This is a genomic window from Photobacterium sp. WH77 (assembly GCF_022014395.1).
Classification (GTDB): Bacteria; Pseudomonadota; Gammaproteobacteria; order Enterobacterales; family Vibrionaceae; genus Photobacterium; species Photobacterium arenosum.
The window spans coordinates 268,565-283,545 of record NZ_JAKLTE010000001.1 but is presented as its reverse complement, the minus strand read 5'-3'; the positions used below and the strand labels follow the sequence as shown (position 1 = coordinate 283,545).

The following is a 14,981-nucleotide window of genomic DNA, read 5'->3' as shown; positions in this document are numbered from 1 at the left end:
ACAGCCATCATACTTGCTGTGCCACAATCTCTTCTGTCCTGCGCAGCAGGTAATCCTTGAACGCCTGACAGCGAGCAGGCATTGGATGCCTGGGGCGAAAGTACAGATTGATGTCAAACTGGCTGGCAACATAATCAGTCAGTAGCACAGTTAATGCGCCTGAGGCCAGAGCGTCCTTAATCACAGAATGCGGCAAGTAGGCAACACCGGCTCCTCTGATTGCCATATCGCGCAGTATCTCACTGTTATCACATTCCAGCGCATCGCTGATAGCCACAGCGCGGTTAATACCATTTAAACGGAAATACCAGCGATTGCCTCCAACCAGTGAACTGGCATACAGGCAGCGGTGATCTCTTAAATCTTCCGGTTCCATTGGTTTACCGCACCGTGCCAGATAGCCTGGCGACGCGCAGGCGTATAGCGGTTCACTGAGCAACAACCGGCGGATCAGCAAAGAATCTTTCTCTTCGGTTTCCCGGTTAGTCGCTTTGGCCCGGATAATAAAATCCACATGTAACGGATCTGTCTCCCCTGCTTCAATAAACAAACGAAAGTTCACCTGGGGATGCATTTCCATGTATTCCGCAATGATTTCACGCAGATAATAACTGGCGTACAGCGGTGTCGATGAGATACTGATAATTCCCCGCTGTTCATCTGCCATACTGCCCACTTCAGCGCAGATGGTATCAATTTCCGGCAACAGGGAAGAAAAACGACGGTACAGCATCTCTCCGGCATCCGTCGGTACAAGTTGGCGGGTACTGCGCTTGATCAACTCGACGGCCATCAGCCCTTCCAGCTCCTTTACCCATCGGCTGGCCGCCGCCGCGGAAATGCCCCACACTTCCGCAGCCTCGCGAAACGAGCCATGCTGAATAACGGAACAGAAAAACACGATTTTATCTAATTGTTGCTGGCGAGGATTAATCCCGACCAGTGACTGGGTCATAGCACATTCCTTATGGTTTGAACTCCCACCCGACCCCGTTTTTCAGGCAAGGACCGGGGTTAATGAGCCTCAATAATGCCTGCGCAATCCTGGCTGAACTAACACCGGCACCTCGTCTTACAGCTCGCTTCACAGTCTTATGATCCACATCCCGCTATTTAAACGGTTTTCTGCCCGAACTGAGGAGAAAATATCTCTGCTGACATCAAGCTCAGACCGGGATCAATCACCGGAGTGAATGACATATGCGCCAGAATATCACGCTCAAGATCCACGCCTGGCGCAATTTCTTCCAGCACCAGACCTTGCGGTTCAAGCCGGAACACGGCACGTTCAGTAATATAGCGCACCGGTTGCCTGGTCTGGATGGCCCGTGAAGCGGAAAACGTAATCTGTTCAGCTGTCTCAACAAACTTACTCTGACGCCCTTCCTTCAGAATATGCAGCTCGCCGTTCCTGACGGCGATCTCCAACCCAGCGGCTGTAAAAGTGCCACAGAAAAACAGAGACTTAGCATGCTGACTGATGTTGATAAAACCACCACAGCCCGGCAATTTATCGCCAAAACGGGACACATTGATATCGCCGCGGGCAGAGCACTGTGCCAGGCCGAGAAAGGCCTGATCGATCCCGCCGCCATCATAAAAATCGAACATCTGATCCTGAGTAATGATGGCCTGCGGGTGCCTGCTGGCACCAAAATCCAGCCCGCTGGCCGGCAGACCGCCGATAGCGCCGGGCTCGACGGTGAGAGTCATGGTATCCAGGATGCCCAGCTTACCGGCAACAATTGCAATGTACTCAGGCACGCCAATCCCCAGATTCAGTACAGCGCCGGGCGTCAGCTCCTGCACGGCGCGGCGGGCAATAAGGGTTTTGGCATCCAGTTGTTCCGGCAGACTATCCCGGTGCTCTACCTGATGTTCGCCTGAACCTGCCCGTCCGACAAAATCGGGATTGAAACGGGTGGCAAAGGTCTGCATGTGTTCCGCTTCATCATTGCAAAGCACAATAGCGTCGACAAAAATGCCCGGAATTTTGATGCTATGAGGATCGAGTGTACCGGCCGGCACCAGCCGTTTGACCTGCACGACCACTTTGCCGCCCTGATTACGGGCTGCCTGCGCTGCGGCCAGATTTTCCACCACCAGACACTCATCTTCCATCGTGATATTGCCGTTGTCATCTGCCGTTGTGCCGCGCAAAATCGCCATATCCACCGGCAGACGCTGGTAGAACAGGTATTCTTCACCATTGATCTCCAGCACAGACACCAGATCGTCGCGGGTTATCGCATTAATCTTGCCGCCTTCAAGCCGGGGATCGACAAAGGTTCCCAGCCCAGTTGTTGTCACCGTCCCGGGCTTACCTGCTGCCGTATCGCGCAAGAGGTGTGAAATCACCCCCTGTGGCAGGTTGTACGCCTCAATCTCATTGCTCAGGGCCAGCTTTTGCAGGTCGGGCACCAGACCCCAGTGGCCGCCAATCACCCGCTTAACCATGCCCGGCCTGGCCAGATGATTCGCCGCCCGTCCTTGTCCGTCTCCCTGACCGGCTGCAAAGATCAATGTCAGATCACGGGGTGAGGTTTCGCTGTCGTAGCGTTCACCCAAGGCCCTGATGATCGACTCTGGTACCACGGAACCGATAAATCCCCCCAGCATGACGGACTGTCCGTCGGTGATCCATGCCGCGGCTTCTTCAGCCGTAAGTTGGGTAACTGCCATGCGCAACTTCCTTTTACCGTGCAATTGCCTGAAGTGTATGAATCCCATCCCCTTGCTTTAATAGCTACAGATGAAATTGTGTTTTTCGAAACTGGCCACAACCAGCCACAAACACGTGATAAAATATTGAAATAAATAAAAAATATCATTATCAATTAAAACAGGGGCTGCGATTTACACCTGGTATAGCATGATGCGGCTCGCACTTTACCACTGAATATAAAAATTGGACCGACCAGTGATGTTTTCAATCACGACTGAGAGGTCTAGGATGTTAACGACCTGTTACAACTATAACCATGAAACGGAGAGAGAATATGGATGTTGCCGTGATACTGCTCACGCTTGTGGGTTTGATGTACTTTGCCTACCGAGGCGTGTCAGTTCTGATCCTCGCCCCCATTTTAGCCATGGCCGCTGCACTGCTTACCAGCGATTTCCCTTTTTTGTATGCACTGTCTAATGTCTTTATGCCTGCCGCAGCCAATTACATCAAACTGTACTTCCCCATCTTCATCGCCGGGGCAATCTTTGGCAAGCTGATGGGCGCATCGGGTGCCGCCCGTGCTTTATCTCGTTTTATCATTCAGCATCTGGGTACCAAACACGCGATATTGTCTGTCGTGCTGGCTACCGCTTTGCTGACGTACGGCGGCGTGTCACTCTTTGTGGTGGTCTTTGCCATGTATCCGATTGGTGCAGCCACTTTCCGCGCGGCCGGCATTCCTAAGCGCCTGCTGCCTGCGGCGATCACTCTGGGTGCTTTCACCTTTACCATGACGGCGTTGCCGGGCACGCCGCAGTACCTGAACACCATGCCAACCATACCGTTCGGCACCACTATTTACGCGGCACCGGCCTTGGGCTTGCTGGCCGGTACTATGATGCTGGTGCTGGGAGTATTGTGGATCAAATACCGCGCCCAGAAGGCCATTGCGACAGGTGAAAATTACGGTGACCATGATGAAAGTGATAAAGATCTGGATGACAGCACAGCAACACCGAGCGTGTTGATGGCACTGGTTCCGATTCTGATGGTGTTCGTCATCAACTTTGTACTGACCAATATTTACTTCAAATCACCCGCTGTGATTGCCGAATATGAAACCCTGGATACACGGATCAACGGTACCTGGCCTGTGATCATCGCGCTGGCTATCGCCATTATCTTCATGCTGGTGAGCTATCGCCGCTACCTGTTTGATACCAACAAGCACGTCTTCGACGGTTCGGTGGGCTCTCTGCTACCCATTTTCAACACAGCTTCTGAGGTAGGCTATGGTGCAGTGATTACTGCCCTGTCGGCCTTTGTGATTATCAAAGCCGGTATTGCCGCCATTGATATTCCGGATCTGTTCAAAGTGGCGCTCACCTCGACCAGTCTTGCCGGTATTATTGGTTCGTCGTCAGGCGGCACAGGTATGGTGCTGGCTCTGCTGGGTAATGATTTCCTGAGTACCGGAATAAACCCTGAAGTGCTGCATCGCGTGATCTTGCTGGCTGCAGGCGGGCTGGATACACTGCCGCACTGTGGTGCTGTGATTACTTTGCTGGCGGTTTGTCGCCTGACTCACAGACAGAGCTATGGTGATATTGCCGTGGTAACTATGGCGATTCCGCTGATGGCGGCCTTTACTGTCATAGTGGTACACCTCAGTACCGGCCTGGTCTGACAGCCCCAGATCAACAACGCCCCGAATAATACGGGGCGTTGTTATTAGCCGGTTTTCTTAATTATTTTATACTGTTATTCGCTGCGGCAAGGCTGAATATAGATGGCATCTGACGGAAAACGGCCATCCTGGCTGGGATGCTGACGGTGTAATCGACACAAATCCTGAAAAATGCTGATCGCTGTAACTGTAAATGCTTCAGCCTGCCAGCTATCATCCTGCTTAATCTCAATCATCACTTTTTCACCCTGGCTGACATGCTCAGGTAAGCGAATGTCGTAGGTATGGCTGAATGCCAGCAACCAGTAATTGTCGACAGTCACCAGACGGCCTTCACCCGGCGTGGATACCGAGTAGACATAGTCGAGCTGCTGTGCTTTGGCTACGCTGACTGCCACCATTGCCATTAACGTGAAAGCGATATAACGCCTGAACATAACCGCCACCTGCAAAGCACTCTTTCTAACACTATAGTGATTGCAGCTGGCCAGTATTTTCTTAACTCAGCGACTGGGCGGCTTAAAGTTCATCGCCTACGCCGCCGATGGTATCCTCTTCGCCCTGCAAACTCGCCAGTAAACGATTGAGTTCCAGAGTCGCAAACCTGTGCTCAACAAACTCGTAGACATTGCCAGCTAAAGCCAGTTTGTACAGCTGAACAGCTTCCGCATACTGGTTGTTATGCTGATAACGCTTGGCCATGTAGAAGTAGCTCTCGGTTAAACGCTCCGCCATCTGTTCATTGGTTTCACTGTTTGTCACTATGCCATCGAGAAGCTGTTGTTCCGATTCGCCGCCAAGCAGCATACCGGCAATGTTCCAGCCCCAGTCTTCGCGTTCTGCCCGGTCAAACCGGTTCTGCAGACTCTGTTTGGCTTTGTCCGGCTCTGATTCCAGCTCAACCATATACAGCCAGATAGCACGGTAAGGATCATTGGGATCCTGCTGATAATGCGCCAGTAAATCCTGTTTGGCTAAGTCAAAACGACCGCCATAATACAGCGCGATACCGCGGTTTCGCTGTGCAAACGGATGGCTGACATCCAGTTCCAGTGCAGAATCAAATGCCTCGTAGGCCGCGTCAAAATGCGCACTCTGAGTAAAATACACCCCAAGAATATTAAAAATATCAGGCTGTGCAGGATACAGAGACAGCGACTGGTTAAAGTCCAGCCGGGCCAGATCACGCAGGCCAATGCCATCATGAAGCAGCCCGCGCTCATAGTAGATCTGCGAACGGGTTTCATCGTTAAGATCACTGCGTCCCAACAGCTGATCAATACGCGCCAACTGGATTTGTTGCTGTATGGTTGGCTGCAGCGGGACCGCAATCAACGGCTGCTCCCAGCTGGAATAGGTACTCGTAGAACACCCAGCCAACATAACGGCCATCGCAATGGCTACGTACTTACACCTCTTTGCAAACAATGCCATTCTCCCCTGCCCGTGCGAACCCGTTGCCGCCCATCAACACTTGATGAGCCAAAGGTAGCGATTCGGTTTTGATAGTTCATTGGTATAAAAAAGGGGCTGTCACAGCCCCACTTTTATTACTTAATGAAGACAGGCTTATCCTGATGGATTAAGCATCTTCACCAGCGGCTGGTGCCTGCTCAGGTTGTGCTTCCTTCATGCTCAGACGGATGCGGCCCTGACGGTCGATTTCCAGCACTTTGACCTGTACTTCCTGACCCATTTGCAGGTAATCAGAAACCTTCTCAACACGCTCCTGAGCGATTTGAGAAATGTGTACCAGGCCTTCTTTTGTACCGATAACAGAAACAAAAGCACCAAAATCAACAATTCGCACTACTTTACCAGTATAGATGCGGCCAACTTCAACGTCTGCGGTGATTTCTTCGATACGGCGAATCGCTTCTTTCGCAGCAGTCCCTTCGGTTGCTGCAATTTTCACTGTGCCGTCGTCTTCGATTTCAATCGTTGTACCGGTTTCTTCAGTCAGCTGACGAATTACCGCACCACCTTTACCGATCACATCTTTGATCTTCTCTGGGTTGATCTTCATCGTGTGGATACGAGGAGCAAACTGAGAAATGTCATCGCGGGCAGTGCTGATAGCCTGATCCATCACACCCAGGATGTGAATACGGGCGCCTTTAGCCTGATTCAGAGCAATCTGCATGATCTCTTTAGTAATACCTTCGATCTTGATATCCATCTGCAGTGCAGTAATACCGTCGTTAGTACCGGCCACTTTAAAGTCCATGTCACCCAGGTGATCTTCATCGCCCAGAATATCAGACAGAACCACGAAATCGTCGCCTTCTTTCACCAGACCCATAGCGATACCCGCTACAGAAGCTTTGATTGGCACACCGGCATCCATCAGAGCCAGAGAGGTACCACATACAGACGCCATAGAAGACGAACCGTTTGATTCAGTGATCTCAGATACCACACGTACAGTGTACGGGAACTCGTCAACCGATGGCATTACTGCCTTGATACCACGCTTAGCCAGTTTACCGTGGCCGATTTCACGACGCTTAGGCGAACCCACAAAGCCAGTTTCACCTACACAGTATGGAGGGAAGTTGTAGTGCAGCAGGAAGTGTTCTTTACGCTCACCGGTCAGCTCGTCCAGGATCTGCGCGTCACGCTGCGTACCCAGAGTGGCAGAAACCAACGCCTGCGTTTCACCACGGGTAAACAGTGATGAACCGTGAGTACGTGGCAGTACACCAGTACGAACGTCCAGAGCACGAACCATGTCTTTTTCACGGCCATCAATACGCGGGTTACCGGCAATGATGCGGCTGCGAACCACGTTCTTCTCCAGAGAGCCCAGCATATCGCGGACTTCGCGCTCATCCAGTGCTGCATCTTCTGCCAGCAGTTCAGCTACCACGTCAGCTTTGATGGTGCCCACTTTCTCGTAACGCGCCATCTTTTCAGTGATTTGGTAAGCTTCTGTCAGACGACCTTCTGCTTTTTCAGCCACGCGTGCTTTCAGCTCGGTGTTAACAGCCGGAGCCACCCAATCCCACGCCGGGGTTGCCACTTCTGCAGCGAATTCTTTGATGGCGTTGATCACAGTTTGTTGCTGGTCATGACCAAAAACAACCGCTTGCAGCATTTGCTCTTCAGTCAGGCGGTCTGCTTCTGATTCAACCATCAGAACTGCGTTATCTGTACCGGCAACAACCAGATCCAAACGGCTCTCAGCCAGTTCTTTGTTACTTGGGTTCAGCACAAGCTGGTCATTGATGTAACCCACACGGGCTGCACCGATTGGACCGTTGAAAGGAATACCTGAGATAGCCAGAGCGGCAGAGGTACCAATCATGGTCACGATATCTGGGTTAACGTCCGGGTTAACAGAAACCACAGTCGCAATCACCTGTACTTCGTTTTTGAACGCATCAGGGAACAACGGACGGATTGGACGGTCAACCAGACGGGCTGTCAGGGTTTCATTTTCAGAAGGACGGCCTTCACGTTTGAAGAAACCACCCGGGATTTTACCGGCAGCGTAAGTACGCTCCTGGTAGTTAACAGTCAGAGGGAAAAAGTCCTGGCCTTCTACCGCTTCTTTTTTGCCCACAACAGAAACGAAGACGGAAGTGTCATCCATGCTAGCCATTACAGCGGCAGTAGCCTGACGCGCCATCACACCGGTTTCCAGTGTTACGGTATGGTTGCCGTACTGGAAGGTTTTAACGATAGGATTCACGTGAATTTCCTTAAAATATTGATCTGCTTTTCTATTTGCGTCTGTAAGTATATCCGACACAGCAAAAAGCGTCATGTGAAGTGGGGTACTTTAAGCACATTTCACGCATCGCGACTAATGGCAAAAGCCGATTTGGGCAGCCTCTGTCAATAGCCGCGACCTCTAGGTCGACGAAAACGACTCGTGAACGCTATTCAGTACCGTTTTAAAACAACTTTCCAGTCAGAGATTGGCATCTCCGACCGACAGATGCAAAAAAGAAAGGAGCCAATCGGCTCCTTTCTTCCAGCAATCTTAGCGACGCAGACCCAGACGCTCGATCAGAGACTGGTAACGACCCAGATCTTTGCCTTTCAGGTAGTCCAGCAGCTTACGACGACGAGAAACCATGCGCAGCAGACCACGACGGCTGTGGTGATCGCCTTTGTGCTCTGCAAAGTGACCTTGCAGGTGGTTGATCTGTGCAGTCAGCAGTGCAACCTGAACTTCAGGTGAACCCGTGTCGTTTGCGCCTTGCGCGTATTCAGCAACGATAGTTGCTTTAGTTTCTGCATTCAGAGACATAACTCATTCCTAATACAAAATAGTAAAATTTGTGCCAGCCAATCTCTGATTCAGCCGGCACCCGAGCCGCGAATTATACGCACCTGTCCGGAAGGCCGCAAGCGGAATATGATTCACCAGACAGGCCGCTGAGCGGCTTATTTTTCTTCGTCAGCCTTGTCACGATTGGCCAGCACACGCTTAGGCGCAACCATGTTTTCGGCATTGATTTCACCCACACCGATAAAATCACGTTGCTCACCAGCCGTCAGCCGAACCAATGTGCCTGCATCAGGAACACGACCGGCCTGAACTGGCTGGCCATGGAGTACATAACTGGCGACACCCGGCAGTAAGTTCACTTCCGGTAAATCCTGTACTGCCGAGTCTGTTGGCAACAGCAGCGGATCCAGCAGCTCTTTCGGCTGAATATCCTGCTCTCTGGCCTGCTCCAGCAGCGCTTCGAGCTGCTCTAGCGTAACCATTTTGTCCAACGGGTACTTAGAGACACCGATACGGCGCAGATAAGTGACATGTGCTCCGCAGCCCAGCATCTCGCCCAGATCATCAACGATAGTGCGGATATAAGTGCCTTTCGAGCAATGGACTTCCATCTCAACTTCGTTGTCGCTAAAGCGCAGCAGTGAGATTTCATACACTGTGATATCGCGGGCTTCACGGGGTACTTCTTTGCCTTCACGGGCATATTCGTACAACGGGCGTCCCTGATATTTCAGCGCCGAAAACATAGACGGTATTTGCTTGGTTGTCCCACGGAACTTGGCAATACAACGTTCCAGCAGGCCACGGTCTACCTTCACTTCGCGCGTTTCGACCACTTCGCCATCCGAATCCGAGGTATTGGTACGCTCGCCCAGCTTGGCGATGACCCGATAACGCTTATCTGAATCCAGCAGGAACTGGGAAAACTTGGTGGCTTCCCCCAGGCAGATTGGCAACATACCCGTCGCAAGCGGATCCAAAGCGCCGGTATGGCCTGCTTTTTCCGCAAAAAAGATACGTTTTACTTTTTGCAGGGCATCATTTGATGTGATGCCGCCCGGCTTATCCAGCAGCAGAACACCGTCTACCGGACGCCCTTTACGACGACGCGCCATCAGCTATCCTCACCTTCATCCTTAGGTTCGTCAACGCGGCGTGCTTCGTCATCACGAACAACCTTGCTTACCAGGTTGGAGATGCGCATGCCTTCGGTCAGTGACTGGTCGAAAATAAAGTTCAACTCAGGTGTCACTCGCAGACGGATTTGCTTACCCAGCAGTGAACGAATGTAAGGTGCCATTTCGCGCAACGCTTCCAGGCTGTCTTCCGGTGTTTGTTCACCGATAGTCAGGAAGGTGACATAAACTTTGGCGTATCCCATATCACGGGAGACTTCCACACTGGAAATTGTCGCCATGCCAATGCGGGGATCTTTAATTTCGCGTTGCAGAATCACTGCCAGCTCTTTTTGCAGCTGCTGAGCAACACGTTGTGTACGGCTGAATTCTTTAGCCATTTGATTCTCTCTCTAAAAGTCGGCCGCCTACCTCGACACAAAGGGGAGCCGAAGCTCCCCAGTGTTTATTCCAGGTCAGCGAGCAACCTGATTAATCCAGCGTACGCTGAATTTCAACGATTTCGAAAACTTCAATCTGGTCACCAACGCGAACATCATTGTAGTTCTTCACGCCGATACCACACTCGTAACCGTTCTTCACTTCTTGTACGTCATCTTTAAAGCGACGCAGTGATTCCAGCTCACCTTCGTAAATAACAATGTTATCACGCAGTACACGAATTGGGTTGTTGCGCTTGATGGTACCTTCGGTAACCATACAACCTGCAATTGCGCCCAGTTTCGGTGACTTGAACACATCACGCACTTCAGCCAGACCGATGATTTCCTGCTTGAACTCAGGGGACAGCATGCCGCCCATCGCTGCTTTCACTTCATCAATCAGCTGATAGATGATGGAATAGTAGCGCAGATCCAGGTTCTCAGCTTCGATAGTCTTACGGGCTGACGCATCAGCACGAACGTTGAAGCCAAGCAGAATAGCGTTAGACGCTGCAGCCAGTACGGCGTCAGTTTCAGTGATACCACCTACGCCAGAACCGACGATGTTCACTTTCACTTCTTCAGTTGACAGCTTGCGCAGTGAATCGGCAATTGCTTCCACAGAGCCCTGTACGTCAGCTTTCAGCACAACATTCAGTTCAGCCACTTCACCTGCAGTCATGTTAGAGAACATATTCTCCAACTTGGCTTTCTGCTGGCGAGCCAGTTTCACATCGCGGAACTTACCTTGACGGTAAAGTGCAACTTCACGCGCTTTACGTTCATCACGTACAACTGTCGCTTCGTCACCAGAAGACGGTACACCTGACAGACCCAGAATCTCAACCGGGATAGATGGACCAGCTTCTTCAATTTCACGGCCCAGTTCATCACGCATAGCACGCACGCGACCATATTCCAGGCCACACAGTACGATGTCACCTTTGCGTAGCGTACCTTCCTGAACCAGCACAGTCGCAACCGGACCACGGCCTTTATCCAGGCGGGATTCAACCACGACACCTTTCGCCATGCCTTCAGAAACGGCTTTCAGCTCCAGAACTTCAGCTTGCAGCAGAATCGCTTCCAGCAGACCATCGATGTTCGTACCCTGCTTCGCAGAGATGTGAACAAACATGTTCTCGCCGCCCCACTCTTCCGGCATAACATTGTACTGTGCCAGCTCGTTCTTCACATTGTCTGGGTTAGCATCTTCTTTATCGATCTTGTTCACAGCAACAATCAAAGGAACGCCTGCCGCTTTGGCATGCTGAATCGCTTCTATTGTCTGTGGCATAACGCCATCGTCTGCGGCAACAACCAGGATAACGATATCCGTTGCCTGAGCACCACGGGCACGCATAGCGGTAAACGCGGCGTGTCCAGGGGTATCCAGGAAGGTGATCATACCGTTGTCAGTTTCAACGTGGTATGCACCAATGTGCTGCGTAATACCACCGGCTTCGCCTGCAGCAACGTGCGCTTTACGGATGTAATCCAGAGTAGATGTTTTACCGTGGTCAACGTGACCCATGATAGTAACAACAGGAGCACGAGGAACAACTGCCAGGTTTTCGTCGCGATCAGACAGTACGGCTTCTTCGAGCTCGTTCTCTTTACGCAGGATAACCTTGTGGCCCATTTCTTCAGCAACCAGCTGTGCGGTTTCCTGATCGATAACCTGGTTGATGGTGGCCATAGCGCCAAGCTTCATCATCACTTTGATGACTTCAGCCGCTTTCACCGCCATCTTGTTGGCCAGTTCAGCAACCACTATGGTTTCACCGATCACAACATCCGCTTTAGCAACGGTGGCTGTTTTGTCGAAACCATGACGCATTGATGTAGGCTTGCTCATTTGCTGTTTGCCACGACCACGCTGGTTACGGCCGCCACGCTGAGGCATCGCACGCTCACGCGGCTCATCACCCTTAGGACCGCTGGCAGCTTTTTTCTTCTTAGCACGGCGGCGAGATTCTTCCTCGCGGCGGTCTTGTTCATCTTCCGCCGCACGGGCATAGGTGGAGGTAGTCGTGTGGTAGTCTGATTGTTCCATAGCACCTGTTTCCTGGTCCTTTTTCGACCAGTTCTTTTCATTGATTTCTGCCATTTTGCGTGCCTCTTCTAGCTGACGCTGACTGTCTTCCTCGGCTTTACGCTTGGCTTCCTCTTCCCGGCGGCGTTGCAGTTCTTCAGCTTCTTTTTTAGCCTGTTGCTCAGCAGCGCGTTTCGCTTTCTCTTCTGCCTGACGTGGATTGGTATCCACGGCATCACGATTAGCTTGCTTCTCCGACTGCTGGGCTTTCTCTTCTGCTAAGCGTTTTGCTTCCGCTTCACGCTGAGCTTTTTCTTCAGCTTCACGTTTAGCACGCTCTTCAGCTTCGCGCTTCGCCGCTTCTTCTGCAGCACGCTTAGCGTCCTCTTCAGCCTTGCGCGCGTCTTCCGCACGCTGCTCTTCTTCAAGGGCTGAACGCTTGACATAGGTGCGCTTTTTGCGCACCTCTACTTGAATGTTTTTACTCTTTCCGCCTGTACCCGATACACTCAGCGTGCTACGGGTTTTGCGTTGCAGAGTCAGGCGGGTCGGTGCCTCGTCAGTGTTACCACCGTGTTCTTTCTTCAGGTGGCTCAACAGAGACTCTTTTTCCTGTTGGTTGACACTGTCTTCAGCTTTTTTGCTGATACCAGCATCGGCAAACTGTTGAAGCAAACGATCAATCGGGGTACCGATTTCTTCGGCAAGTGCCTTAATTGAAACCTCTGACATGCTGCTCCTCCCTTGCTAATTAATTATGCTTCGTCGCTGAACCAGCAGATATTACGGGCAGCCATGATCAATTCACCCGCGCTGGTTTCATTCAGGCCTTCGATGTCCAGTAGGTCATCAGTACCTTGGTCAGCCAGATCTTCCAGCGTACAGATACCTTTAGCGGCCAGTTTGAACGCCAGGTCGCGTTCCATACCATCCAGGCTCAGCAGGTCTTCGGCAGGCTCAACCCCATCCAAAGACTCTTCCTGCGCAAGGGCAATAGTGGTCAGTGCTTCTTTCGCACGGTTACGCAATTCGTTAACCGTATCTTCGTCCAGGCCGTCAATTGACATTAATTCCTGAACAGGTACATAGGCTACTTCTTCCAGGCTGGTAAAGCCTTCTTCAACCAGAACGATCGAGAATTCTTCATCGATTTCCAGGTATTTAACAAACAGATCAATCGACGCCTGCGCTTCGGCCTGGTGCTTTTTCTGCAGATCTTCCACAGTCATCACATTCAGCTCCCAGCCTGTCAGGACAGATGCCAGTCGAACGTTTTGACCGCTACGACCGATGGCCTGCGCCAGATTGTCTTTCTCAACCGCGATATCCATGGTGTGGTTGTCTTCATCAACGATGATAGAGCTCACCTCAGCCGGTGCCATAGCATTGATAACGTACTGAGCGGCGTTTTCGTCCCACAGTACGATATCGATACGTTCACCACCCAGCTCACCGGATACCGCCTGAACACGCGCACCACGCATACCAACACAAGCACCGACAGGATCGATACGTTTGTCATTGGTTTTCACTGCAATCTTGGCACGAGAGCCAGGATCACGGGCAGCGCCCATCAGTTCGATCATCTCTTCACCGATTTCCGGTACTTCGATGCGGAACAATTCAGACAGCATTTCAGGCTTAGAACGAGTCATGAACAACTGGAAACCACGCGCTTCCGGGCGCACAGCATACAGCAGACCACGTACGCGGTCACCTGGACGGAAGTTTTCACGTGGCAACTGGTCTTCACGCAGAATCACAGCTTCAGCGTTGTTACCCAGATCAACAATAATGGCATCGCGGTTGACTTTCTTCACCACGCCGGTGATCAGCTCACCTTCATTATCGATAAACTGTTCAACGATCTGCGCACGCTCAGCTTCACGTACTTTCTGTACGATAACCTGTTTTGCCGTTTGTGTAGTGATGCGGTCAAAGGTTACAGAATCAATCTGCTCTTCAACATAATCACCCAGCTCTACAGTTTCATCGTCATACTGCGCGGCTTCCAGAGTCATTTCCAGAGTTGGCGCCGTTACTTCATCCACGGCTTTCCAGCGACGGTAAGTATCGAAGTCGCCCGTTTTACGATCAATCGCAACACGCACGTCAATTTCAGCTTCGTACTTTTTCTTTGTTGCTGTTGCCAGTGCGATCTCCAATGCTTCGAAGATACGCTCACGCGGAACAGCTTTCTCGTTGGATACCGCTTCAACGACAGCCAAGATTTCTTTGTTCATTTCTAATGCCCCAATTTAGCGGTTAGAATTTTGGAACCAGGTTGGCTTTGGCAATATTGCTAAGCGCAAAGGTTTCTTCATCGCCTTTCACGTTCAACGTGACTAGCTCACCGTCAACGGCAACAATGTCACCTTTCCACTTACGGCGATTGTTCATCGCCATTTTCAGGACCAGGCTGACCTCGTGGCCAATAAACTGCTCATAATGTGCCGCTCTGAACAGCGGACGTTCCAGACCCGGGGAAGAAACCTCCAGGTTATAAGCAACAGTAATAGGATCTTCAACATCCATCACTGCACTGATCTGACGGCTCACGTCGGCACAATCATCGACTGTGATACCGTTTTCATGGTCAATGAACACACGCAACGTGGAATGTTCACCCGCACGAATAAACTCCAGACCCACCAGTTCATAGCCCAAGGCAGTAACTGGCGCGTCCAGTAGTTCAGTTAGTTGCATCTCTAAAGCGGTCAAGACAACCCCCTGGAAACAAAAAAAGGGCATTAAAGCCCAGTAGATACCTGAATGGTCATGTTTCAGATAATA

12 protein-coding genes are annotated in these 14,981 nt (G+C 51.3%); 1 reads left to right on the top strand and 11 read right to left on the bottom strand.

Going from position 1 to position 14,981, the window contains the following annotated elements; genetic code table 11:
- Positions 1-7 precede the first annotated feature (7 nt).
- Positions 8-955, bottom strand: a complete 948-nt coding sequence (locus L6J37_RS01230; RefSeq protein WP_192015594.1) for a LysR family transcriptional regulator — start codon at positions 953-955, stop codon at positions 8-10.
- A gap of 158 nt (positions 956-1,113) precedes the next feature.
- Positions 1,114-2,682 (bottom strand): acyl CoA:acetate/3-ketoacid CoA transferase, encoded by a 1,569-nt coding sequence (locus L6J37_RS01225; protein WP_237793830.1) that lies wholly within the window; start codon positions 2,680-2,682, stop codon positions 1,114-1,116.
- 317 nt (positions 2,683-2,999) lie between these two features.
- Here L6J37_RS01225 and L6J37_RS01220 point away from each other — a divergent pair, with 317 nt between their 5' ends.
- Entirely contained in the window at positions 3,000-4,355 is a 1,356-nt protein-coding gene (locus L6J37_RS01220; protein ID WP_237793829.1) for a GntP family permease, read from the top strand.
- Positions 4,356-4,429: 74 nt separating this feature from the next.
- Here the strand turns inward: L6J37_RS01220 and L6J37_RS01215 are convergent, their stop codons facing one another.
- The 9 genes from L6J37_RS01215 to rimP form a co-directional block, all read right to left on the bottom strand.
- A complete protein-coding gene (locus L6J37_RS01215; RefSeq protein WP_237793828.1) occupies positions 4,430-4,792 on the bottom strand; it encodes a hypothetical protein in 363 nt (120 codons plus the stop codon).
- An 82-nt stretch (positions 4,793-4,874) separates the two neighbouring features.
- Entirely contained in the window at positions 4,875-5,789 is a 915-nt protein-coding gene (gene nlpI, locus L6J37_RS01210; RefSeq protein WP_192015590.1) for a lipoprotein NlpI, read from the bottom strand.
- A gap of 148 nt (positions 5,790-5,937) precedes the next feature.
- Positions 5,938-8,049: a polyribonucleotide nucleotidyltransferase gene (pnp, locus tag L6J37_RS01205; RefSeq protein WP_192015589.1), complete on the bottom strand. Its 2,112-nt coding sequence runs from the start codon at positions 8,047-8,049 to the stop codon at positions 5,938-5,940.
- Positions 8,050-8,343: 294 nt separating this feature from the next.
- Positions 8,344-8,613 carry a 30S ribosomal protein S15 gene (gene rpsO / locus L6J37_RS01200; RefSeq protein WP_027253065.1) on the bottom strand — a complete coding sequence of 90 codons (270 nt, stop codon included), beginning with the start codon at positions 8,611-8,613 and terminating at the stop codon, positions 8,344-8,346.
- 137 nt (positions 8,614-8,750) lie between these two features.
- On the bottom strand, positions 8,751-9,710 hold the full coding sequence (gene truB / locus L6J37_RS01195; RefSeq protein WP_192015588.1) for a tRNA pseudouridine(55) synthase TruB: 960 nt from the start codon (positions 9,708-9,710) through the stop codon (positions 8,751-8,753).
- The gene (gene rbfA, locus L6J37_RS01190) at positions 9,710-10,111 is read right to left on the bottom strand and encodes a 30S ribosome-binding factor RbfA (RefSeq protein ID WP_192015587.1); all 402 of its coding nucleotides are present in this window, start codon (positions 10,109-10,111) and stop codon (positions 9,710-9,712) included. The genes truB and rbfA overlap by 1 nt, the downstream gene beginning before the upstream one ends.
- A 91-nt stretch (positions 10,112-10,202) precedes the next feature.
- The gene (gene infB, locus L6J37_RS01185) at positions 10,203-12,920 is read right to left on the bottom strand and encodes a translation initiation factor IF-2 (RefSeq protein ID WP_192015586.1); all 2,718 of its coding nucleotides are present in this window, start codon (positions 12,918-12,920) and stop codon (positions 10,203-10,205) included.
- 23 nt (positions 12,921-12,943) lie between these two features.
- Positions 12,944-14,431, bottom strand: a complete 1,488-nt coding sequence (gene nusA / locus L6J37_RS01180; protein WP_192015585.1) for a transcription termination factor NusA — start codon at positions 14,429-14,431, stop codon at positions 12,944-12,946.
- Between the two features lie 22 nt (positions 14,432-14,453).
- Complete coding sequence (gene rimP, locus L6J37_RS01175) at positions 14,454-14,909, bottom strand: ribosome maturation factor RimP (protein WP_192015584.1); 456 nt, start codon at positions 14,907-14,909, stop codon at positions 14,454-14,456.
- Between the last annotated feature and the right edge of the window lie 72 nt (positions 14,910-14,981).